Genomic DNA, 23910 nt, shown 5'->3' with positions numbered 1-23910 from the left:
TTGCGTCATCACTTGTCGACAAATCCGCATGAAATGCAGTCGGAGAATCCCCTCGCCAAAAGTGCTCGCTGCAGTTCGTCTGAGCAATCAATATACGCTCGAGAGTTGACAGGTTTGTTGACGAGCAACTCGCGAAAAATTGCACCTCGTTGAATCGATCTGTTTCGACGAACTGCATCTCAAAAATGGCCGAGCATTGAGCTGAGAACTCTTCCAGCAAGAGGGGTTCCGAGAAGTATTCGGTGCGGTTTTCTATTCGTCGTATTTAAGGTCAAAAAGTAGGCAGGAGATGCAATCGGAGAATCCCCTTGCCAAAAATGCATTCTGAAGTTCTTCGGAGCATTCAATAAACCCCCGAGAATTGACGGGCTTGCTGACGAAGATCTCGCGAAAAATCGCGGGAAGCGTTGCCACGTAGTCCTCGATTTCCAGCTCGGTTCTCGCGCGGATGCTCAGCGTACTCTCCCGTGTCGGATGTTCATCAGGCGCCTTCATCAGTTCTAATTCCACCTCGCCAATCTGCGCCACATGTCCGGGCACCTCATCGAATTGATCCGTTTCAACGAACTGCGTTTCAAAGATCTGCGAGCATTGAGCTGAAAGCTCCTTCAGCGGGCGATCGGAGCGAAACACGATCTCCATAATAAAAGCCTTTTCCTTCATTAATTTTCGTCCAAAAAGAAATAGATTTGTGCATCGCCAGCATTCAATTTTCTTTGAATTTGCTCTGGCGTATACACACGAAAAACAGGGACCTCAATCTTCATCCCCTGAAGAGCAGGATCACTCCGCAAGGCAGCCCCATACCCCGAAAACATCCTCTTGAGCGACCCATCAAACCCCAAAATATTCTTGAAATTACCGCGACTATCTATTTTTTCATAGATATTTTTACTCACTACAAAAAAATCCACATCAAACCCTTGAGGCCCCGAATAGGACACCCCGTCCTTAGTTGCCACGAACCCGTCGAACGCCACCCGCTCCCCACTGGGGCCCAGCTTCGTGGCGTTTTTCAGTCCGCTGGCAACGCTTCCCCTGAACCCAACTTTCGCTTCTGCATCGAGGGCAACAATGGCCTTCACAGAAGGTTGCGCGGCGTCACTGATGCTCTGCACGATCTTGGCGCGCTTGGCGTCACCCTCCAGGACCAGTCGGTCTTCCCGCGTCAGGCCAACCGTGTTGCCCGTAGCGGCCCCATCATTCGCCGCCGCAGACCATGAGCTTTGGGGTCGAATCTCCCCCTTGGCATCAGTGAGATGAATGCGCCCGTCTGTCGAGACATAAGCCGCGTTCTTCTCCAACGCGCCACTGGAACGGCGAGCCAGGCTATTCGCCGCCTCGGGTTCCATCAGGATGATCTTCCGAACATCGGTCGCGCTGAGATCATTCAACCGCGAAGCGAGCGCATCGACATCCAAACGCCCCGAACCGACCAGGGCGTCCAGTTCTTTCAACTTGGCGGCGGCCAGCGCCACGTTGTCCGCCTTGAGAGCCGCCTTGATCTGGTCGGAAAGTTGAGACGCCAACTCCAGCGTCGTCTTTGCCCCGCGTTTGAGGAACGGCCCCGCCACCGGCACCGTGCCCAGCCCTGCAACAAACCGACTGACCTCCTCCTGGCTGACCGACGATTTGCCAGTCAGCACCTGGAAGACGGCTTCCGTTGTGCCGAAGAAAGGCAGCATTTCGGTGGCTGTCTGCGCCAGTTGAGCGGTCTCTTGGGCCGTCAGCGCCTTGCCGTTCAGCGCCAGATGAACGAGCGTCGCTGCGGCATACATCTGAGCCGACTGCGCATCAATGCGGCGAAAGTCCGCCTCGGTGCAGTTGGGATGACACGCCAGCTCCAAACGCGCCTGTGTTTTCCTGACCGCCTCGCGCACCTCCCGGAAGGGTGAGAGATGGTTGGTGTTGTTCTCCGCTTCGTTGAAGGCGGAGACGGCACCCACCGTTCCGCTGGCGGCACCAACAAGCACGGAGCTCGCAAGCGTCGAGATCGCCTGGGTGAGTTCGGGGCCTGCACCCGCCTGTTTCAAGGTATCGGCCACCTGCGTGGTGAGCAGCGGGCTGGCACCGGCTCCCACCGCTCCGGCGACATCACCGGCAAGCGCTCCCACTGCGGAATGCGCCGCGACTCGCAACAGGCCGTGATCGCCCCAGAGGGTCCGAATTCGCGCAATGTCGGCTTCCACCGCCTCACGCTCGGGCCCCGGGGGCATTAAAGCCACCGTCACTTGCAGACGTTCGGCTTTGATCAGCTGCGCCTCAGCGAAGTCCCCCACCTGCCGGGCAGCCTCCTTCCCAAACGTCTGGCTGATCGCCACTTGCGCAGCCAGTTCCTGCCGAACCTGCTGTGAGTCGAAGATCGGGGCAATGCCGGACTCGGGATCCCCGGTGCGTGCGGCCTCGTCGCCTGCAACGCCACTGATGCCGGCTCGGGTCATACGGGTGGCTCTGCCGCTCACCGTGCCGACACCCGCCGAGTCCCCCGAAGCGCCGGTAGCCTTGGCCGGCTTCCACGAGAAGACGTCACCCTGTGGCTCGACGCCAACCGGGCCCTCCGCCTCCGCGCTTCTTCCAAACCCCGTGGACACCGAATAACTCGAGCCCTCGAACGCCGCCTTGTTCTCCAGGTCGGTCAAGGTCAGGCTCCCGGATCGGAAGCTGTTCACCTTGTTGTCCACGGCCGCCTGCGAGCTGGTAACGGCACCGCCCTTCAAGGCGGTGTTGCCATTCACCTGCACCTGGAAGCCAGCGTCGCCAGCCCGGATGCCGCTCTGCTCTGTGACGCTGGCGAAGTGGCTGTTGACCTGGCTCTTCGCCATGCTGCCGCTGCCGCTGTAGCCAGCGCCGCCGGTCACATGCCCGCCTGCCTGCTGGCTGCTGCTCGTGAATTGACTGGTGTCTTGCAGGCTCTCGATCCTGAGATCGCCGCCGACGCTGGCCTGCACCCTGTCACCGCTCACCACCGCCCCTCGGAGCGTGGTGTCCCGGCCCGACTCCAGCGTGACCTGCTGCCCCTGCAGGTGTGTGTTGCGCTGGATGAGGTCTTGCCCGTCGGACCGCCCACGACTGCTGCTTGCGCTAGCGGTGAATCCCATCGAGCTGCCCTGGGAGCCGACCTGCCCCCCCACGCCGACCGCTGCACTGGAAGACGTATTGCGACTCTGATGCGTGACCCGGTCTTGCGCAGCGGAGAGGTCAATCTCGCCTTGCGCCTGGAGTGTCAATGTCTGGGCCGCAGCAATGTCCGAGCCTTCAATTCCGATGCTGCTGCTTGGCCCTGCCCCCTGTGCGCTCAGACGGACCTTGCCACCTGCCGTGATCTCGCTGCCCCGGTGTTGGGTGCTGAGGGTCTCGCTGCGACTCTCGGAACGGCTGGCCCCCATCGTCACATTGAACGAAAGGCCCCCAGCCGCCTTGGGGTCAGCTTGAAGCGCCTGCCAGGCTTCCTTGCCCTTGATGGCCGTGGAGGCAGCACCCAGCGCCTTCATGCGCGCATCGCCCACCTTGTCGATGTTCGCCGCCATCTCAGCCGCCGATTGAAGGGCGTTGATCACGGGGGCAGCGACGGAGACAGACAGCCCGCTTTGCCGAACGGCGGATGTCTGGACGTCATGCCCTTGCTGGGCTGCTGCGGCAATGGCAATCTTCTGTGCCTGCACCTCCACGTCGCCTTGCGGTGCTTGGAGAATGGACCCGGTTTGGGTGTAGTCCCGGCCCGCCACGAGGGTCACAGGGCCCGTCACGCTGCCCACCGTGGACGCCACCACCGTCTCGGTGCTGCTTTGGTGGCCACCGCGCTGATCACGCGTACCGACGATGAAGCCGGCCCCAGCGCCCATGACGCCGGAGGTGACCTGCTGCCGATCGTCCTGCCGCTGGCGGGTGTCCAGGGCGTGCGCCAGACTCACATCACGCCCGGCTCGCACGACGGTGCCGTTGTCCGAGACCACATTCGATCCCTGCACCCGCACATCCTGTCCTGCATGGACCGCAACGGCCTGACCGGAGATCGTGGTGCCCACGGCGCTGGTGCGGTCGAGGTGAACCTGGGTGGTCGTTGTGGTGGACTGAAGGGTGCCTTTCACCCTGTTCTTCGTCGCCTCGTCCAGGCTTTCGGTCGCTTGTGCCGCCAGAAGCAGCACATCCCGCTCAGCCTGCAGTTGCACGGTGCCTTGGCTATTGACACTCGCGCCTCTGGCGGTGAGGTCCCGGCCCGCATGAAGGACCACAGCCCCCCCCGCCCGCAAGGAACTGCCGACCTCCTGAGCGCGGCTCTGATGAAGGTGGTTGCTCGCGTCAACTGTGGCGCGGTCGCTGCTGCTGGTATGGACCGTGGTCAGTTGAAGATCGCGGCCCGCTTGCACCAGCAGTCCGCCAAGGGCAGCTTGGACTGGCACCGACGCAACCGCTGAGGCGGGTGGAAAACCTTCGGTGCCCTGCGTGATCTGGGCCGCCTGTAATGTGACGTCCCGCCCTGCCTGCAACACCATATCCCCTGCGGCCCTCAGGCTGGCGACACGGTCCAGGACCGTGCGCTGGCTGGTGGCCGTGGAACTGCCGAGGGTGGTGGTGCTGACGACAAGGTCTCGGCCGGCGTTGAGACTCAGTGTGTCCTTCGCCGCCAGCGTTCCCCCCAGGTTGCGTACATCCTCCCGAGCGCTCAGAGCCACCCGCGTGCCACGCACGCCGCCGGTATTGGTGATGGTGCCGGCGCGAGCGAGAAGTTCGCCATCTCCAGCGCGGATCTCCCCGCTGTTGTCCAGCCCGCCGCTCAGCGCCAGCGTCACCCGGTTACCGGCCATCAAGGCACCGCTCGCCTCGAGATCCCCGTCACGAGGCAACAGGTACACCTGGGGCACCAGCACCCGATGGGTACTGCCGTCCGCCATGGTCACAGGCTGCTCCACCAGCCACACCAGATCAGTAGTCAGCTGCGCCATCTGCTCGGCCGTCAGCGCCACACCAGGAATGAGCTGGTGTTGTTGCGCAAAGCTGGCACCGTTGCTCAGCAGCGCGCGGTACATCGCCTCGTCGTTCTCATAGCCCTGCAGGTAGGCACTGCCCGTCAACTGCCCGATTTGCTCCCGCACCAGGCGTTGCTCATAGAACCCATCACCGAGCCGCTTCTGGCTGATCGCCGGGTCAAGGGCCAGCGCCCGCAGCAGATAGTCGCTGGACAGCCAGGTGCGATCGTTGGCGTACCGTGGATCGGTTGCGATCAGGTAGCCGCGAGTTGCATCCGTGCGCAGCTGGAAGAGGCTGCTGGTCGGCAGGCGCAGATTGGGCGTCACAGCACGCAAGCGGCCGTTGGTGTCCAGCCCCTGAACCCCCATCGCCGTTGGCGTGGCTGGGGTCAGGCCGGCAGGTCCAGACCGCACATCCGCCGTCGCTCGACGGGCCGTTGCAGCCCCAATGCCCGTGAGCGCCCAGCGCGCTGTCTGCGCCGGTGCGCCGATGCCGGCCGCCTCATTCGCGGGCAAAGGTACTTCAACGCCACCCCCACTGCCATCACCACCACTGCCAACAGCCGCCGATGACTGGCGTTCTCCAGGAGCCACAGCCGCAGCAGCGCTTGTCGCCACATCCGGCAGCGTCAGCATCACCGTGCCGTGGATGTCGGCCGAGGTCGCGGTATAGCGGATGCCCGTATTGGGGATGCCAGAACCGTCGTTCCTCGTGACGTAGACGTCCACGTCCTCCCGGCCCGCCACCGTCACCTCGGTCGTGCGGTTGTCGATGGAGGAGGCCTGGATGTCCACACCGTCACGGCCCACGATGCGGCTCATGTCGTTGACGATGCGCCCACCTTCCACACTGAGCGCGCCGCCCACGATGATCTGGCCTGCAGCGCTTTGCGTGACCTTGGCAGTTTCAGCGCTGCGGGTGTAGTGAAAGGCCGTGAAGTCCCCCACGAGGCGACTGTTGGTGTCGGCATAGAAGGCCGCCAGGGCCAGATCCAATGCGGCATCGTCTCCCGGCGTGATGTCGAAGTCTGACCACACGCGGTCGCTGGCGGCGTAGTGCGCGCCAGGCACGGCAACATCCTCGCAGCCCATGTCGTTGTCGCAGCGCAGCCAGGAATGGTCTGCGCTGGGACGCCATTCAAATGCACGCTGGGCGGCGCCATCCACGTCGCCGCCCCAGCCCCCCAGGTAACGGCCAAAGACCTGGTGGGGGTAACGCTGCGACGGCAGCAGCATCTTGCGGTTGTAGGTGTCCTGGGACCAGGTGGAGGTTCTGGGATGGAACTCGTAGACAAACGGCTCCAGGGAACTTTGTGCATCACTGCCCCAAGGACTGGTCCAAGAGGTGCCGTCGTAGTTCACCGCCCACAGCACCCGAATCTGATCCGGCTTGTAGCGCACCGTGCTGCCCGGCGCCTGAAACTCCCAGCCAGAGGTGGTGGCGCCGGCAACTTTCTGCCATACCAGATAGGGGTTGAGGTTGTGGATTTCTGCGGAGCGCAGCGCCAGGTTTCCACGCGCTTCGATGGTGGCGCCACTGTTGATGAGCTGGTCGGCCGACAACGCCATGTCGCCGCCGCTCCGGATGAACGCCTGGCTCCACAACACGCGTGGCGCGTTGGGGTCTTGCGGGAGGCTGTCCACGCCGTCATGGACACTGCGATTCACCATGCTGCCGGTGATGTCCCCCTGCAAGCTGCGACCGGCATCGATGCTGGCGTTCTCATTCACCAGGCTGGCGGCTCGCAGGCCCAGTACACCGTCCGCAAAGATCAGCGACTGCGCCGTGTTCGAAACAGCCCCGGTCATGGACACGGAGAGATCCCCGCGCGATGCGATGACTGCCGCCGCCGCGCCTTCCGCCTCATTCGTCAGCGCCCGCCCGGTGACGGTGATGTCACCGCCGTAGATGCGTCCGCTGCCCCGATTCAGCAGGTGGTCCGCGTGAAGGTGAACGAGATCGCCATCGATCAGCCCGCGATTGGTCAGGGTCCTGCTGAGGGTCAAGCGCGTTTGGGTGCCACTCAGTTCACCGCGAGCAAGGTTGTCGACCTTGTCGGCGGCGATGCTCAGCACACCGCCAGAACGAAGACTTCCGTCATTCACGAAGTCACCGCTCGAACCCCCTGGGTGACTCAGACGGGTTGGACCTTTGACGCCGATCCCGTTGGTGTCGTCGGTTGCACTGGTGCCCACCGACCGTTGCACCAGAACATCCAGCAACTCGCCGCCATAGATCAAACCACCCCGGTTGACCACCGTCCCTGCAGTGATGGTGGTGGCCAGCGCGCCAATCAGTTGGCCCGACTGGTTGTCCAGCCCACCCGTCAGACTGAGCGCGAGCGTCTGTCCCTCAATGCTTTGCTGATTGACCAGCGAGCCCGTGTGCAGCGTCACCGCTCCACCGGTGATGCCCGCACTGTTGTGGAGGCTCCCGGTCTCAAGCTGCAGTGAACCTCGGGACCGGATGCCGGTGAGGTGGGTGATGTCAGCGTCCGACGTATTCGTCAGCGCAGCACCTGCCGTGCTCACCGCCAGGGTGCCCTGGGATTGGAGCAAGCCGCCATGATTGTTGAACTCGCCACTCCTGACCTGAAGCGAGTCGCTCGACAGCAGGCGTCCCGCCCGATTGTCAAAAGCTCCGCCTCTGGTATCAACCACCAACGCCAAGGCGGCCAACTCGCCCCGCTGATTCACGACGCCCTTGGCGCTCAACGCCATCTCGGACGCCGCCAGGATGGACCCGCCCGAGTTGTCCAGCAGCCCGGCGCTGTCCAGCACCACCCCGCCCTGGATGCTGGCCATGCGCCCCGCTTGATTGCTCAGCGCTGCCACGTCCATGACCAGCGACTGCCCCGCCAGCACATGCCCATCGGCGTTCAGTACATCTCCTCGGGCCTTCAAGGACAACGCCCCATCGCTGCCCACCCAACCACGACGGTTGTCAACATGAAGCGCTTCGAGGGTCAGATCCGCACCGCTTCTGACTCGCCCATCCTGATTGCTCAGGCCGTCCACCTCTGTCAGACGCAAGCGGAGGGGACCGCCCGCCTGGACTGTCCCTTCCGAATTGACAAGAAATCCCGCCGTCAGGTCCAGGCCCCCGCCGGACTCCATCGTTCCTTGGCGGTTCACCATCGACCGCTGGACCGCCACTGCGGCGTCCTGGAGGCTCAATAACGTGCCGCCGTCATGCCTGAGGTCGCCCGCTTCAAGTTGAACCCGTTCGGCTTGCGTGTGGGCCCCTGTGAGCGTCAGGGTGTTGTCGACCTGCCAGAGCAAGGCCCCAGCAGCCAGCACCTGCCCCTGAGCACCGAACCACTCATGAGCGCGAAGCTGCAGCTTGCCGCCTGCCTGCACGATGCGCCCCGCGTCGTTGTTCACCACACCCGCCTGGAGCGACAGATGCGGCGCCACCGATGCGATGACACCGCCCTGGTTGTTCAGATCGCCCGACAAGGAGACAGCCATCGACCCGGTTGATGCGGTCTGAGCCACCTTGCCCTCCGCATTCATCCAGTCACGTCCGGCCACGGACAGCGCTGGCGCGCTGATCTGGGCGCGTGAGGTCACGACGTCGCCTTGGGATTGCAATACCAGCGCATATCCGCCGTTGCGCGCCTCTGGCGCCCCCACGGCCACCACCACGGCACGATCGAGAGAAAGATCACCCCCACTCGCAGACAGCGACACCGACCTCCCCAGGATCTGCGCGTCCTGCAGTTGAAGGGTCGGTGCCGCCAACGCCAGCCCGCCGGCCGCCGTGACCGCCCCATGGAACTGGGCGGACTGCGTCGCGGCCAGCGAAAGGTCTCCCTGTGTCGCCAGTGTGTTGTCTTGCCTGAGGCCAGCCGCCAACGCACCGCCGCCGCTGACCTGATCCACCATCACCTGGAGATCACCTTGCGCCGCGATGGAACCCGCGTTGACCAGTTGCCCGGCATGCACCTCGGCGGAGCCTCCGGCGTACAGAACCCCGCTGTGAATGAACTGCCGATCAACGGCGACATTCAACAGACCGCCGCTTTGAACAGCGCCGCTGTTGTTCAGTTCCCCAGTGCCGATGGACAGGTGCCCGGCGTCATGCTGGGATCCGTCCTCTCGCAGCCCCGCCGCCACCAAGCCGGAGTTGGTCAACACGCCGGCCTGCACAGTCAACTCACCGGCCGCGGCCAGCACACCGGCCGTGTGAATCACGCCCGCAGTCAAGGCGGCGTTGCCCCGCGCATAGAGGCTGCCTGCGCCCTCCAGGCGTGACGCTTGCAGATGCAGCGCCCCAGCGTCCACTCGCCCATCGGCGTTGTGCCAGGTCCCCACCGCCAGGACGGCCTCACGGCGGGCCGACAGCAGGCCCCCTTCATTGAGTGCATCGGCGATGTGCACGGAGACATCCTCCGCCGCCACCTGTCCCCCGGTGTTGTCCAAGGTGCTGGACGCGCCCCGGGTGCCCGTCCCTCCCAGGAGCAGATGGCCACGGCTGAGCAACTGCCCCTGCCGATTGACCACACGATCCGCGTCCAGCCTCAAGTCACCAAGGGTGGCCACACGCCCACCACGGTTGCTGATGCTGTCTGCCTGCAGCATCAACGCGCCGTTGGCTTCGATGCGGCCGCCCTGGTTGTCCACGGCCCCGTCCGCCACGATCTGCGAGGCAGTGAGGCCCGCCAGTTGAGTGACGGCGCTTCGATGTGAAAGCAGCCCGGTCTGCCAGTCGAGGGACTGCGCCTGCACACTGGCGTGATCCAGGAAGGCCTGATGGCTGCGCATCTGAAAGGCTCCGCCCGTCTGCACCAGCGCGCTTTCAAGGTGCAGCGCCTGTCCAGCCAAGGACAAGGTGCCGCTACCGGCATGCTCGACACGTGCACCGCGACCGCTCAAGGTGTCACCGGCGACGCTGAAGTTCTCTGCACGAGTGGCGATGCGGGCAGCATCGACGTTCAACGCGCCATCGACCAGCAGACGCTGTGTTGTGGTTCCCAACTGCAAGAGTTCTGCGCCATGCAGGTCCGCCTCTCCAGCGGAAACATCCAGCGTGTCGGCGGACATCACCGCGCGGCTGGCCGAGAGCCTTCCGTTGGCCTGCAGTTGCAACCCGCCTGCGGCGGACAGGATGGCGCCATCCAGGGTCACGACCTGGCCGCTCAGCGTGGCATGGCCTTTGCCGGTACCAGCGGCACCAACGGCACCAACGGCACCAGTGGCATCACGTCTGGCCCCGTCATCCGTCCCTTGCAGCGAGCCCACCTGCAACTGGGCCTGGCTCAAGTCGAGCGTTGCCCGCGCTGACAAGCCGATCTGCTCCCCGGCCACCAGGCTTGCGCCGCGTGCAGAGAGATCCGAGCCGCTGATCTGCACGGATTCAGCCTGGGCTTGAGCGCCGTTGAGGTGCGTCTGCGGCGCCTGAAGGTCCAACCGCGACGGTGCCACCAGCAGCCCCGCTTGCTGCATCGACTCCGTGGCGGACAGCGTTAACGTCGCCGGCCCCTTGCCGAGCTGTCCATCCGACGACACGCCGGCTGCAGTGACACTGCTCGCAGAGCCCTCCAATCGCGGGGCACTCAGCAGCGCCGAGCCTTGGGCGGCCAGCCACCCCGCATTGCGCACCCCTTGGCCGGACCCCACCCACAAGGACGGAGAAGCATCGGACACATTGGCCGCATTGGCAGCATTGGCCGCATCGACCCCTGCGCCTTGGGCATACACGGTGCCGCTGTTCTCCAACCACCCATCCGCTTGCAGGGTCAGTTGCCCGGCCACCATCTGCCCGGCCTGCCGAACGCCCAACCCGGCTTCGGTCCCGACCAAGGTGATTCGCTGCGCATAGATGCCGCCGAGCGATGAGCTGTCCAGTGCATAACGCGGCCGCTCTCCGGCGGGTGCCAGCGCATCGCCACCGCCCGATCCGGCACCGGCCGACGCCGCTGACATCAGCTGTGTGCCGGTCTGAATCCTTGCCTCCTGCGCCCAGAGCCCTGCATTGAGCTCGACCGCGCGTGCCAGCAGCGCGGTGTAGTCGGTCTGGCGGGCATCCAACCCTGCACCGTCGATGCGGATCGAACCGCCCTGCACGGCAAAGCCGCTCACCTGTCCGGCGGCGTCCCAGCGAGGGACACCGGTGGTCAAGGTGGCACCGCTGGCGTTGATGAACCCGCCGCCGTCCACCTGGATTCCCGCCGGGTTGGCCACGATCACCTCGGCCCGCCGCCCCGCCACCTCGACAAAGCCCTGGAGATGGCTCGGCGCGCCGCTGTGGACCTCATTGAGGATGACCCGCGCTTCGCCTTTGGCCATCCAGGGGTTGCCCGCCACCCAGCCGCCCAATTGGGTGGAGGTCTCCGTGCGGGCGTTGTTGAGGATCACGCCCTGCCCGCTGACATCGAACTGGCTGTAGGTATTGCGCGAGACACCCGCACTGCTGGGGGTCTGAATATTGACCAAGGGGATGCCGTTAGGCGCCGTCAACACCGTCGGCTGCTGCTGCCTGGGCGCTGAAGCATCCGCCTTGATCTGCAAAAGGGGCTGCGCAGCGGCTGGCGCTTCAGGTCGATGTTGTGCTGGGTGTACGGCCCGCTGTTGCGCCCAGTCCTGCCAGCCCGCATGGGCCGGCGACGACGCCAACAGGGCCACCACCGCACCGATGGCCACCGCTGCGGCCACGGGAATCAACGCGGGCGGCCCGCAGCCGGCAGGCGCCTTTGGCTCGCTACCTTTGAATGCTCTTCGCGCCGGGCCGTCACTCTGGCCCGTGGCCTTGCTCTGGCTGCGCACCGTCTCCGCCGCTGCCATGAACTGGCCGCGCCGCAGGTTGAAAACAATCCGGAATTGAAGTCGGTTCATGGCTCACGCGCTGGTTGGTGGATTCCATCCAGGACGCGCAAAGCCTCATCGGCCGCTGATTCAGCCGCGATCAGGCGCTCCATCGACCAGCGATGGGCAACCCCGCTATCTCTCAGCGCCGCTGTCTTGCACGGCGCATGCCACCTGGCACAGGTGAATTCGGAGACCGGAAGCTTTGCGTCACCGGCTCACGCCGGTTTTGCCCTGGGTCGACCGTCTGGTTTGCACCTCCGGACGACATGCGTGAAAACTTTAGGGAAGGCTGATCGCCCCCGATATGGCACATGGAGGCCATTGATCACCGCGATTTTCGGGAGACATCCAAGCGGGTCTTCTGACATCCAGCGAGCGCCCGGACACCAGGCGCTGACCCGCATCAAGGTAAAAAAGGTTCTTCCCAGAACGTTGGCCATGCCAAAAAAATACGCCTCCCTTCGTCCTGACCGAGGGAGGCGATGAGTCCGCATCGCGTTGGGGGCAGGAGGACAACCGGTCCCGGTCGCCCTCGCCCTCCGGCCATCCGGCCCGGCGGGCGTCAGCCCATCATGAACGAGCCAGCACCGGCGCCAGGGCCTTCCCGGTGTGTGTGCCCTGCGCCACCAGCGTCTCCGGCTGGCCCTGCGCCACGACCTGCCCCCCGGCGGATCCACCTTCAGGGCCCAGGTCCAGCACCCAGTCGGCTTCCGCAATCACGTCCAGATCGTGCTCGATCACCACCACGCTGTGGCCCCCGTTCACCAACCGGTGCAGCACGCGGATCAGCTTCTCCACATCGGCCATGTGCAGGCCCACCGTGGGTTCGTCCAGCACGTACAGGGTGTGAGGCGCCTTTTGCCCGCGCCGCGTGACGTCATCCCGCACCTTCACCAGCTCGGACACCAGCTTGATCCGCTGTGCCTCGCCCCCGGAGAGGGTCGGGCTCGGCTGCCCCAGCGTGAGATACCCCAGCCCCACGTCCTGCAGCAGCTTGAGCGGGTGGGAGATGTTGGTCATGGCGGCAAAGAACTCCACCGCCTCATCAACTTCCATCTGCAGCACTTCGCCGATGCTCTTGCCACGCCAGCTCACCGCCAGGGTTTCAGGATTGAAGCGCTGGCCGTGGCATTGATCGCAGAGCACCTTCACGTCCGGCAGGAAGCTCATGGCAATCGTGCGCATGCCCTGCCCTTCGCAGGCCGGGCAACGACCTTCGCCGGTGTTGAAGCTGAACCGGCCCGGGCCATAACCACGCGCCTTCGCCTCCAGCGTTTCCGCAAACAGGCGACGGATGGCGTCCCAAAAGCCCACATAGGTGGCCGGGCAACTGCGCGGGGTCTTGCCAATGGGTGTCTGGTCCACTTCCAGCACACGATCCACCTGCTGATGGCCCTCGATGCCGGCGCAGCCCTGCCAGCGCGACGGCGCCTTGCGCAGCGGCACCGCCGCCGCCATGTTGGCCAGCAGCACATCCCGCGCCAGCGTGCTCTTGCCGGAGCCGGACACCCCGGTAATCGCCACCAGCCGATGCAGCGGCACCTCCACCGTCACCGAGCGCAGGTTGTGCAGCGAGGCGTCCAGCACCTTCAGGCGCGGTTGATCCTTCTGCGACAGATCCACCTCGCGCCGCGGTTGCAACGGGTGCAGCAGGGGGTGGGACAGGAAGCGGCCCGTCAGGGAGTCGGGGTTCCTGGCCAGATCCGCCGCCGTGCCTTGCGCCACCACCTGGCCGCCGCGCTTGCCGGCGCCGGGGCCGATGTCGATGATGTGGTCAGCCCGACGGATGGTGTCTTCGTCGTGCTCCACCACCACCAGCGTGTTGCCCTTGTCGCCCAGGGTGGACAGCGCCTTCAGCAGGATCTGGTTGTCCCGTGGATGCAGGCCGATGGTCGGTTCATCCAGCACATAACAGACCCCCTGCAGGTTGCTGCCCAGCTGAGCGGCCAGACGAATGCGCTGCGCTTCGCCGCCCGACAGGGTCGGTGCGGCGCGGTCCAATGTCAGATAACCCAGGCCGACCTCTTCCAGAAACTCCAGCCGGCCCTGGATTTCGGACACCACATCACGGGCAATCTCCGCATCGCGCCCGGTCAAGGCCAGGCTGGAGACCCATTGCCGGGCCTCGTGGACGCTCCAGCCGGCCACCGTGGCAATCGTCTCATCCTCAAAGGTCACCGCACGGGCCACCGGATTCAGCCGCGAACCGCAGCAGTCCGGGCACGGCTGGTCGCTCAGACCCTCCACTTCGGCCTCCTCAGCAGGGAAGCTCTGCTCACGGCCCCGGTTGTCCTTGTCCTGCTGGGTGTCGTCCAGCGCCTTGCGCTGCTCCCGCGTCAGCGCCAGGCCCGTGCCGACGCAGGTGGTGCACCAGCCATGTTTGGAGTTGTAGCTGAACAGGCGCGGGTCCAGTTCCGGATAGCTGGTGCCACACAGCGGGCAGGCCCGCTTGGTGCTGAACACACGCAGTTCGCCGATGCCGGCGGTGGGGCGGGCATTGCGGATGGCGTCGTGCAGACCGTCCAGCGGCGCCAGCAGGTGCACCACACCCTTGCCCTGATCCAGCGCCTTGGCGAGCATTTCACGCAATTCGGCCTCCGACTCCGGGCTCACCACCATGTCACCGACCGGCAACTCGATGGTGTGTTCCTTGAAGCGGTCCAGGCGCGGCCAGGGGCTGGTCGGCAGGAATTCACCATCCACCCGCAGGTGGGTATGGCCCCGGCCCTTGGCCCACTTGGCCAGATCGGTATAGATGCCCTTGCGGTTGACCACCAGCGGCGCCAGCAGGCCCACATGGCGGCCTTTGTATTCACGCATCAACTGCGCAGCGATGGCCTCCACGCTTTGCGGCCGCACCGGCGTGCCGTCCTTGGCGCAATGCTGCACGCCCAGCTTCACGTAGAGCAGGCGCAGGAAGTGCCAGACCTCGGTGGTCGTGGCCACCGTGCTCTTGCGTCCGCCACGGGAGAGTCGCTGTTCAATCGCCACCGTCGGCGGAATACCCCACACCGCATCCACTTCCGGCCGACCCGCCGGTTGCACGATGGAACGGGCATAAGCATTGAGCGATTCAAGATAGCGGCGCTGACCTTCATTAAAGAGGATGTCGAAGGCCAGCGTGCTCTTGCCCGATCCGGACACACCGGTAATGACATTGAAGCGTCCGCGCGGGATGCTCACGTCCACCGACTTCAGGTTGTGTTCTCGCGCATTGACGATGCGGATCGCTTCATCTGCCTTGCGACGCTGGCGGACCAACGACTGCAGCGGCCGGCCTTCCTCGGCCACCGCCACCGGCGCACGGTCCATGTCCAGCGCGTATTCGCGCAGCGCCTTGGCGGTGTGGGAGGTGGGATGGTCCTTGAGATGCTCCGGGGTCCCCACGGCCACCACATGCCCGCCGCCTTCACCGCCTTCCGGTCCCAGGTCGATGACCCAGTCGGAGGCCCGGATGACGTCGAGGTTGTGCTCGATCAGGATCAGCGAATGCCCGGCCTGCAGCAGCTTGCGCATGGCCCGCATGAGCTTGGCAATGTCGTCGAAGTGCAGGCCGGTGGTCGGCTCGTCGAACAGGAACAGCGTGCCCTTGGTGGCGGTGGCCTGACGCGGACGGGATGCTGCTTCGGCCAGGAACCCGGCCAGCTTGAGCCGTTGCGCCTCGCCGCCGGAGAGCGTCGGGACGGGCTGCCCCAGGGTCAGATAGTCCAGGCCCACATCCGACAGCGGCTGCAGTTTGTTGACGACTTCGCGGTCGTCCTTAAAGACCGCCAGCGCTTCGGCCACGGTCAGGTCCAGCACATCGGACACGCTGAGTTGACGCCCGGCACGCTCCAGCTTCACTTCCAGGATTTCAGCGCGGAAGCGCTTGCCATCGCAATCCGGGCAGCGGAGGTAGACGTCCGACAGGAACTGCATCTCCACATGCTCGAAGCCCGAGCCGCCGCAGGTCGGACAACGGCCATCACCCGCATTGAAGCTGAACATGCCGGCGCCGTAGCTGCGCTCCTTGGACAGCGGCGCATCGGCAAAGCGCTTGCGGATTTCGTCGAACACCCCCACATAGCTGGCGGGGTTGGACCGCGCCGTCTTGCCGATGGGCGACTGATCCACAAACACCGCATCGGCCAGCCAGTCGGCGCCCAGCAGCCGGTCATGCGCGCCCGGCGTTTCGGTGGCCTGGCCGAACCAGCGCGCCAGGGCCGGATACAGCACGTCCTGCATCAGCGTGCTCTTGCCGGAGCCGGAGACGCCGGTCACCGTCACCATGCGCTGCAGCGGGAAGTCGACATCCACGTTGCGGAGGTTGTGCTCGCGTGCGCCTTCCAGAATCAGACGGGGTGTGTGCTCGTCCACCACCCGCTTCAGGCCCATGCCCACCTGCTTGCGAGCGCCCAGGTAGGCACCGGTCAAGGTGTCGGCCGAGCGGATTTCCTCGGGCGTCCCGTCGAAGACGATCTGCCCGCCCTGCTGGCCGGGGCCCGGGCCCATGTCGATCAGCCGGTCGGCGGCCAGCATCACCGCCGGGTCGTGTTCCACCACCACCAGCGTGTTGCCCGCGTCCCGCAGTCGGCCCATGGCTTCGACGATGCGGCTCATGTCGCGCGGATGCAGGCCGATGCTGGGCTCGTCCAGCACAAACAGCGTATTGACCAGCGAGGTGCCCAGGGCCGTGGTGAGGTTGATCCGCTGCACCTCTCCGCCGGAGAGCGTGCGGCTCTGGCGGTCCAGGGTCAGGTAACCGATGCCGACATCCACCAGGTATTTCAGGCGGTTGCGGATTTCATCCATCAGCAGCTTCAGGGCCTCGTCCAGCAGCGTGCCGGGCAGCTGCAGATGGTCCATGAAATGGCGCAGCCGGTGGATGGGCAGCAGCATCAGGTCATGCACCGACAGGCCGGGCAATTGCTGCAGTTGCTCCTGCGTCCAGCGCACGCCCTCTGGCATGAAGCGATGGTAGGTGGTGCCTCCTTCGGTCTCCGGCGACAGGGCCGCATCGGCCAGGGTCTTGGAGCCGATGCGCCAGAGCATGGCTTCGGTCTTGAGACGCGCACCTCGGCAGGTGGGGCATTCCGTGTAGCTGCGATATTTGCTCAGCAGCACACGGATGTGCATCTTGTAGGCCTTGCTCTCCAAATAGTCGAAGAAGCGGCGCACCCCGTACCACTGCTTGTTCCAGTTGCCGTTCCAGTTCGGGCTGCCTTCGATCACCCAGTCCCGCTGGGCCTGGGTCATCTGATTCCAGGCGGTGTCACGCGGAATGCCCGCTTCACCGGCGTACTTCAGCAGATCGTCCTGGCATTCCTTCCAGGCCGGTGTCTGCATCGGCTTGATGGCACCACCGCGCAGGGTCTTGCGCTCGTCTGGAATCACCAGGCCCAGGTCCACGCCGATCACGCGGCCAAAGCCACGGCAGCTGTCGCAGGCGCCCATGGCGGAATTGAAGGAGAACAGCGCCGGTTGCGGGTCCGCATAACGGATGTCGCTCTCCGGGCAGTGCAGGCCGGTGGAATAACGCCACAACACCGGCTCGGCGCCCTCTCCCGCTGGCAGCACATACACCGACAGGCGGCCGCTGCCCCGCTTCAGGCCCAGCTCGATGGCTTCCAGCGCCCGCGCCTGCTCCACGCCCTGGACGCGGAAACGGTCCGCGACCACATCCAGCACCTTGCGTCCGTCTTTCACGCGCTCCGCCTGCACCCGCGTGAAGCCGGAGGCCGACAGCCATTGCTGCACCTCTTCCGGGCTCACCGATTCCGGCAGCTCCACCGGGAAGGTCAGCACCAGGCGGGGGTCGTGGTCCCGGGTGCGGTCCAGCAGGTCGGCATAAATCGTCTGCGGCGTGTCGTGGCGCACCGGCAGCGCGGTGTCGCGGTCGAACAGTTCGGCGCCGCGCGCAAACAGGAGCTTGAGGTGGTCGTTCAGCTCCGTCATCGTCCCCACGGTCGACCGGCTGGTCCGCACCGGGTTGGTCTGGTCGATGGCAATGGCCGGCGGCACGCCTTCCACCTTGTCCACCGCCGGACGGTCCATCCGGTCCAGGAACTGCCGTGCATAGGCGGAGAACGTCTCCACATAACGCCGCTGCCCTTCGGCATACAAGGTATCGAACACCAGGCTGGATTTGCCCGAACCACTGGGCCCGGTCACCACCGTCAGTTCCCCCGTCCGGAGGTCCAGGTCAAGGTTCTTCAGGTTGTGCTGGCGGGCGCCGCGAATGCGGATGTCGGAATCAGACATGCTGTGGGCAGGCTCAATGAGGGCAGAGGCCAAACATTCTAGGGAGGGGTACTGACAGGAACTGACAGCAGCGGAATTGGCCTTGATCAAGTCGGTGCTTCGACCTGAGGATCGCCCGTTGGGGGGGCGCGAGCCGCCCTCCTTGGCGGGGCCTGTGGCGCCTTGGCGCATGATTTGGTAATCAATTGAAAACCTGCGGCTGATGCCCCATGGTCTGGTTACGGTTGTCAAGGCCCGACAAGCATGGGCCGTGACGGACTTGCTACTCTGGTGGGGCTGAGGCAACAATGAGACCCGGTCGCCGCAGTGCAGCAACTCGGCACCACTTACCAGGGATTACCCCAAGTCAACGATGACAGGGGCAACAACACATGGATAGACAAGACGGCCATCAGCTTCCCGAGACCACCCTGGTCTTGATGTCGTCTGACGCCTCCACTTCCCCCAGCTCGGTGCCAGGTCCTGCCACCGATGGCGCCACCTCCGGCCAGCGCCCCGAACCTGGCGAAAGCTTTGTGTTGCTTGTGGAAGACAACCCGATCAATCAGGTGGTGGCGCTGGAATTCCTGGCGCTGATGGGCCTGAAGACGCAATTGGCCCGAAATGGCCAGGAAGCCCTGGACCTGTGTGAACGGGACGCCCCCAGCCTGGTGCTGATGGACATCCAGATGCCGGGCATGGATGGTCTGGAATGTGCGCGCCGGTTGCGGGAACAGCAGGCGCAGGGGCGGCTGCCCCGGTTCCCCATCCTGGCCCTGACCGCCCATGCGCTGGACAGCGACGTGGCGGACAGCCTCAAGGCCGGCATGGATGAACATCTGACCAAGCCGCTGGATTTCCTGACGCTGCGTCGCCGCCTGGCACGCTGGCTGGACCTGCCTCAGCTCAACGACTGATTGCAGGCGGTCCTTCCGTCACTCCGTCCGTCTGCCCAGCTCCGGCCAGCGGGCCAGTTTTTCGTAGAGCGTCGCCCGGGAGATCGCCAGCAGTCGGGCGGCCGCTACGCGATTGCCTTTGGTGCGGCGAAGCGCATTGGCGATCGCTTCGCGCTCCAATTGCGCCTTGCGGGCCGACAGGGTCGGCAAAGGTAGGGGCTCGTCAGCACCCTCGGGCCGGGCCTCCGCGCCCGGCAGGGCTGCAGAAAATCCTGCCGCGAGGCCGGTGGGCCAGCCGTCGGGCCGCAGCGCTGAATCCCTGTGAGGCGCCCTTGAGAGCAGTTGCCCCCCGGGCTCCGCTGACGTCAGCGCACCGGCATGCCCTGCGCCCGGCGAAGTCCCAGCCGCAGGGTGCCCATGCGGCTGGACCTGCGCCTGAACCTGTGGCTGAGCCGATCCCCGAGCGGATGTCTCCGACCACGCAGTGGCCAGCAGCGGCGCCAGATCCGACGCCGTCAGCACCGGGTTGCTGCCCGCCAGGAAGGCCTGCTCCAGCACATCCCTCAATTCGCGGACATTCCCCGGCCAACGCCGCCGCTGCAAGGCCGCCAGGGCCGACGCGCCGAGCGACTTGGGCGGCAGCCCGCCCCGGCGTGACAGATCTTCCAGCAACACTTCCGCCACCGCCTCGATGTCTTCAATGCGGTCCCTCAGCGCCGGCACACGGATCGGCAGTACATGCAGCCCGTAATACAGGTCCGCCCGGAACTGCCCCCGCTGCACCATGCCCGCCAGATCCCGGCTGGTGGACGCCATCAGCCGCACATCCACCGGACGCGCCGCGCCCCCGCCCAGGGGCGGCACCTCCTGCGACTGCAGGACATGCAGCAATTTGGCCTGCAAGCCCATCGGCAGGTCTCCGATCTCCTCCAGAAACAAGGTGCCGCCATCGGCCAGGCCCAGACGCCCGGCGACCGGCTCGCCATCAGGGGCGATGACGCCGTGTGCCGTGCCGAAGAGTTCCGCTTCCAGCAAGGCCCGGGGCACGGCGGAGATGTCCAACGTGAGCAGCGGCCGGGCCGCGCGCCGGGAGGCGGCATGGATGGCTTGAGCCAACAGCGCCTTGCCGCTGCCGGGTTCCCCCATCAGCAGCACCGGGGCATCCGCCTGGGCCACCCGCCGCGCCTGGCGCTTGACCTCCTGCGCGGCGGGGCTGCCGCCCACAAAATCGATGATCCGGTGCTCCGGCCGTCGATGCCACTGTTGCGCCAGCGCGAGTTGACGTCGCGTTTCGTCCAGCTCGGCCTGCAAGCAGGCCAGGCGGTCCATCAAGGGTTGCGCGGTCAGGTCGCCCGCAGGCGTAGCCAGAGGCTGACGTGCCTTCACATCCCTGGGCATCTCGTTCATGGTGTCTCCTGGTGGGCTCAAGACCCGCCGCCTCGTCCCGGGCGGCTTTGCAATCCAATGTAGCAGTGCCAAGACCGAATGGACTGCGGGTTAGGGAGCAGCCACAAAGGCGTCAAATCGCTCTATAAACCGCGCCATGGTTGGATCCTGGACTTACTCCCGTGCCGCCCGTCAATGGCTGGTGGCTGCGCGCCAATTGCTGTCTGAGCGCGGCCAGGCCAACAGCCTGGGCCAGGCCGAGCTGACAACCCTGGCCGCTGCCTATCTGGTGGGTCAGACGCCCCTCAGCGGGGGCGACCCGGTAGCGCGCTTCCATCTGGACAACGGCGCGCGGCTGGAGTGCCTGAACATCGCCGGAGACCGATCGGCCAAGGGCATGAAGCAGTCCCACGGCCTGATGGTCAACTATCTTGACGACCTGGATCGCATCGAGTCCCATCATGAGGACTTCACCCGCGGGGAGATTGCCCACTCCCGCGCGGTGGGTGCCTGCCTCTGAGGGCAGCCCCTGCCCGATGCGCCGCACCGCGACACTTCCCACCACAACGGAGACATTGTCATGACTGAAGATCAATCCCGCTCACGCCGCCAGATGTTGCGTCAGGCCGCCGGCACCTCGTTGGGCCTGTTGGCCGGGTCGGCGGGTTGGCCGGGCCTGGCCCGTGCCGAGGCCGGCTGGCCCAACAAGCCGGTGACCTGGGTGGTGCCCTTTCCGGCCGGCGGCGGCACCGACACCTTTGCCCGCCCACTGTGCGCGCAACTGACCCGTCAGACCGGACGCCAGTTCATCATCGACAACAAGGGCGGTGCCGGCGGCACCGTGGGCGCCACACTGGCCTCCAAGGCCGCCCCGGACGGCTACACCTTCTTCATGGGCGCGGTGCATCACGCCATCGCCCCGGCCATGTACCCCAAGCTCGAATACAAGCTGGAAGAAGACTTCATCCCCGTGGGCCTGCTGTCCAGCGTGCCGCAGGTGATCGTGGTGAATCCGGGCAAGGTGCCGGTGAAGGATGTGGCCGGCCTGCTGGAGCTGCTGCGCAAGAACCCCGCCAAACTCAACTATGGCTCGGCCGGCAACGGCACGTCGCACCATCTGGCGGGTGAGCTGTTCAAGATCCAGACCAAGACCTTCATCACCCACATCCCCTATCGGGGTGCCGGCCCGGCGCTGCAGGACCTGATCGCCGGTCAGGTGGACCTGATGTTCGATGGACTCGCGTCGTCCGCCACCCACATCAAGAGCGGCCGCATCAAGGCCCTGGCGGTGGGCTCGGCCAAGCGTGCACCGGGCTTCCCGGAGATCCCGTCCGCCGTGGAAGCCGGCATCCCCAACTATCAGGTGGCCACCTGGTATGGGCTCTGGGCGCCCAAGGGGACGCCGAAGGACGTCATCACTGCCATGCAGGCCGAGCTGAAAAAGGCCTTTGCCGCCGAAGAACTGCGCAGCACCTGGAACGGCCTGGGCACGGAAACGCCCAATCTGTACGGGGATGCCTTCGGCAAGTTCGTCCGTGGGGAAATCGTGCGCTGGGCCGAAGTGGTGAAGACCAGCGGAGCCAAGCTGGACTGAGGACAATGCAGGTCATGACCAATCTGTTTGCGGCCCTGCGGGCCTCTTTCCCCAAGGATCTGGACCAATGGGCCATTGAATGCGCCGACGGCCCGGAGGCCGGCCAGCGCTACACCTGGCGCGACCTCGATCGGGCCACCGCCATGATGGCCAACCTGCTCGCCTCGCTGGACTTGCCCCCAGCCAGCCGCATTGCGGTGCAGGTGGACAAGAGCGTGGAAGCGCTGATGCTCTACCTGGCGGTGCTGCGCGCCGGCCATGTGTACCTGCCCCTCAACAGTGCCTATCAGGCCGCCGAGCTGGAGTACTTCATCGGCAATGCGGAACCGGCCGTGGTGGTGTGTGCGGGGAAGAATTTCGGCTGGGTAAGCAAGCTGGCATTCCAGTCTGGCGTGCCGTGGGTCTTCAGCCTGAATGACGACCGCACCGGCACCCTGCTGGACCGGGCGCTGCAGATGAGTGATGAGTTCGAGACCGTGGCGCGCCAGCCGGACGACCTGGCCGCCATCCTCTACACCAGCGGCACCACCGGGCGCAGCAAGGGCGCCATGCTCAGCCATGCCAACCTGCTGTCCAACGCGCAGGTGCTGCATCACCACTGGGGCTGGCGTGCGGAGGACGTGCTGATCCATGCGCTGCCGATCTTCCATGTGCATGGCCTGTTTGTGGCCTCGCACGGCGCGCTGCTGGCCGGTGCACGGATGCTCTGGTTCAACCGATTCGACCCGCCGGCGGTGGTCGCGCGCCTGCGCGGCGCCACGATGTTCATGGGCGTGCCGACGCTGTATGTCCGGCTGCTGGAGCAGCAGGGCCTGACCCGTGAAGCCTGTGCCGGCATGCGCCTGTTCATCAGCGGTTCCGCGCCGCTGCTGATCGACACCTTCCAGGCCTGGCAGGAGCGCACCGGCCACACCATCCTTGAACGCTACGGCATGAGCGAAACAGTGATGCTCACCTCCAACCCGTATCGTCCGGCGGAGGGCGACCGTGTCGGCGGCACGGTCGGGCGCCCATTGCCCGGCATCGGGCTGCGCATCCTCGATGACGCGGGCAGGGCCTGTGGCCCGGAGGAGATCGGCCATATCCAGGTGAAGGGCCTCAATGTCTTTGGGGGCTACTGGCGCATGCCGGAGAAGACCCGCGAGGAATTCACCGCCGACGGCTGGTTCAAGACCGGTGATGTCGGCCGTGCCGATGCCAAGGGCTACGTCACCATCGTCGGCCGCAGCAAGGACCTCATCATCTCCGGGGGCTACAACGTCTATCCGGCTGAGGTGGAAGGCTGGCTCAATGAGTTGCCGGGCGTGGCCGAATCCGCCGTGGTGGGCGTGCCACATCCGGATTTCGGTGAAGGGGTGATTGCCGTCGTGGTGCCGCGTCCGGGCGCTTCGCTGAAGGGTGAAGTGCTGATCGCTGCCCTGAAGGACAGGATTGCCGGCTTCAAGGTACCCAAGCATGTGTTCGTGCAGCAGGAGCTGCCTCGCAATGCCATGGGCAAGGTGCAGAAAAATGTGCTGAGGGACCATTGGGGAATGACCTTTGTCTGAAGCCAAGGCGGCCGCTACGGCCTCCACGGCCAGTAGCGCGAGTAGCGCCAGCGGCACTGCCGACATGACCGGCATTACCAGCACTACCAGCAACGGCGGCAGTACCGGCCTTGGTGGCACCAGCAGCATGGCCTGCCCGCGCTGCGGCGGCGGATTTCATTGTGGAGTGAATGACGGCCACTGCGCCTGCTTCGGACTGCGGCTGTCGGATGCGCTCAAGGCGCAATTGGCGGCGGACTATCCCGGGCAGTGCCTGTGCCTCGCCTGTCTGGCGGCGTTGTCCGGGTCTGCATCCGCGACTCCGACTCCGGTCGATGCTCCAAGCTTGGGGCGGACACCCGGAGTTTCTGATGGCGGTGGCTGACGGGGGCTTGTGAAGGGGGCTGGTGACGGGGGCTGGTGACGGCGCTGTTTGACCGCAGTCCTCTGCAGCTGCCTCTTCTATGGGTCTTTCTCGCCGCCCCATGAAGCGCCCGGACCGGGAGACGAAC

9 protein-coding genes and 1 riboswitch are annotated in these 23910 nt (G+C 65.3%); of the genes, 5 read left to right on the top strand and 4 right to left on the bottom strand.

From position 1 onward, the window contains the following. Positions 1-252 precede the first annotated feature (252 nt). The 3 genes from OU995_RS08715 to uvrA all read right to left on the bottom strand — a co-directional run bounded on the left by OU995_RS08715 (position 253) and on the right by uvrA (position 18017). Complete coding sequence (locus OU995_RS08715; protein ID WP_267835137.1) at positions 253-663, bottom strand: hypothetical protein; 411 nt, start codon at positions 661-663, stop codon at positions 253-255. Further along, positions 663-11804, bottom strand: a complete 11142-nt coding sequence (locus OU995_RS08710) for a hemagglutinin repeat-containing protein (RefSeq protein ID WP_267835136.1) — start codon at positions 11802-11804, stop codon at positions 663-665. Before OU995_RS08710 ends, OU995_RS08715 begins: the two co-directional genes overlap by 1 nt. 92 nt (positions 11805-11896) lie before the next feature. Next, positions 11897-12018: riboswitch (cyclic di-GMP riboswitch) on the bottom strand. A gap of 329 nt (positions 12019-12347) precedes the next feature. Next, positions 12348-18017: an excinuclease ABC subunit UvrA gene (uvrA, locus tag OU995_RS08705; RefSeq protein ID WP_267835135.1), complete on the bottom strand. Its 5670-nt coding sequence runs from the start codon at positions 18015-18017 to the stop codon at positions 12348-12350. Positions 18018-18388: 371 nt separating this feature from the next. Here uvrA and OU995_RS08700 point away from each other — a divergent pair, with 371 nt between their 5' ends. Next, entirely contained in the window at positions 18389-18913 is a 525-nt protein-coding gene (locus OU995_RS08700) for a response regulator (RefSeq protein ID WP_267835133.1), read from the top strand. Between the two features lie 18 nt (positions 18914-18931). Here the strand turns inward: OU995_RS08700 and OU995_RS08695 are convergent, their stop codons facing one another. Further along, complete coding sequence (locus OU995_RS08695; RefSeq protein ID WP_267835131.1) at positions 18932-20299, bottom strand: sigma 54-interacting transcriptional regulator; 1368 nt, start codon at positions 20297-20299, stop codon at positions 18932-18934. A 136-nt stretch (positions 20300-20435) separates the two neighbouring features. Here OU995_RS08695 and OU995_RS08690 point away from each other — a divergent pair, with 136 nt between their 5' ends. Genes OU995_RS08690 through OU995_RS08675 form a run of 4 tightly spaced genes read left to right on the top strand, consistent with a single transcriptional unit; the run spans position 20436 to position 23783 of the window. Next, complete coding sequence (locus tag OU995_RS08690) at positions 20436-20798, top strand: malonyl-CoA decarboxylase domain-containing protein (RefSeq protein WP_267835130.1); 363 nt, start codon at positions 20436-20438, stop codon at positions 20796-20798. A gap of 60 nt (positions 20799-20858) precedes the next feature. Continuing rightward, positions 20859-21872 (top strand): Bug family tripartite tricarboxylate transporter substrate binding protein, encoded by a 1014-nt coding sequence (locus tag OU995_RS08685; protein WP_267835129.1) that lies wholly within the window; start codon positions 20859-20861, stop codon positions 21870-21872. Positions 21873-21877: 5 nt separating this feature from the next. Further along, positions 21878-23419, top strand: coding sequence for a malonate--CoA ligase (locus OU995_RS08680; protein ID WP_420714837.1), 1542 nt, complete (start codon positions 21878-21880; stop codon positions 23417-23419). Further along, the gene (locus tag OU995_RS08675) at positions 23412-23783 is read left to right on the top strand and encodes a cysteine-rich CWC family protein (RefSeq protein WP_267835127.1); all 372 of its coding nucleotides are present in this window, start codon (positions 23412-23414) and stop codon (positions 23781-23783) included. Before OU995_RS08680 ends, OU995_RS08675 begins: the two co-directional genes overlap by 8 nt. The last annotated feature ends 127 nt before the right edge of the window (positions 23784-23910 follow it).

It is taken from the genome of Roseateles sp. SL47 (assembly GCF_026625885.1).
GTDB lineage: Bacteria > Pseudomonadota > Gammaproteobacteria > Burkholderiales > Burkholderiaceae_C > Roseateles.
This window is presented reverse-complemented; position numbering and strand designations above follow the sequence as displayed.

Bases quoted from the DNA above. Each gene is read 5' to 3' on its own strand.
- OU995_RS08715 (WP_267835137.1), bottom strand. From the start codon at position 663: ATGAAGGAAAAGGCTTTTATTATGGAGATCGTGTTTCGCTCCGATCGC.
- OU995_RS08710 (WP_267835136.1), bottom strand. From the start codon at position 11,804: ATGAACCGACTTCAATTCCGGATTGTTTTCAACCTGCGGCGCGGCCAG.
- uvrA (WP_267835135.1), bottom strand. From the start codon at position 18,017: ATGTCTGATTCCGACATCCGCATTCGCGGCGCCCGCCAGCACAACCTG.
- OU995_RS08700 (WP_267835133.1), top strand. From the start codon at position 18,389: ATGGATAGACAAGACGGCCATCAGCTTCCCGAGACCACCCTGGTCTTG.
- OU995_RS08695 (WP_267835131.1), bottom strand. From the start codon at position 20,299: ATGAACGAGATGCCCAGGGATGTGAAGGCACGTCAGCCTCTGGCTACG.
- OU995_RS08690 (WP_267835130.1), top strand. From the start codon at position 20,436: ATGGTTGGATCCTGGACTTACTCCCGTGCCGCCCGTCAATGGCTGGTG.
- OU995_RS08685 (WP_267835129.1), top strand. From the start codon at position 20,859: ATGACTGAAGATCAATCCCGCTCACGCCGCCAGATGTTGCGTCAGGCC.
- OU995_RS08680 (WP_420714837.1), top strand. From the start codon at position 21,878: ATGCAGGTCATGACCAATCTGTTTGCGGCCCTGCGGGCCTCTTTCCCC.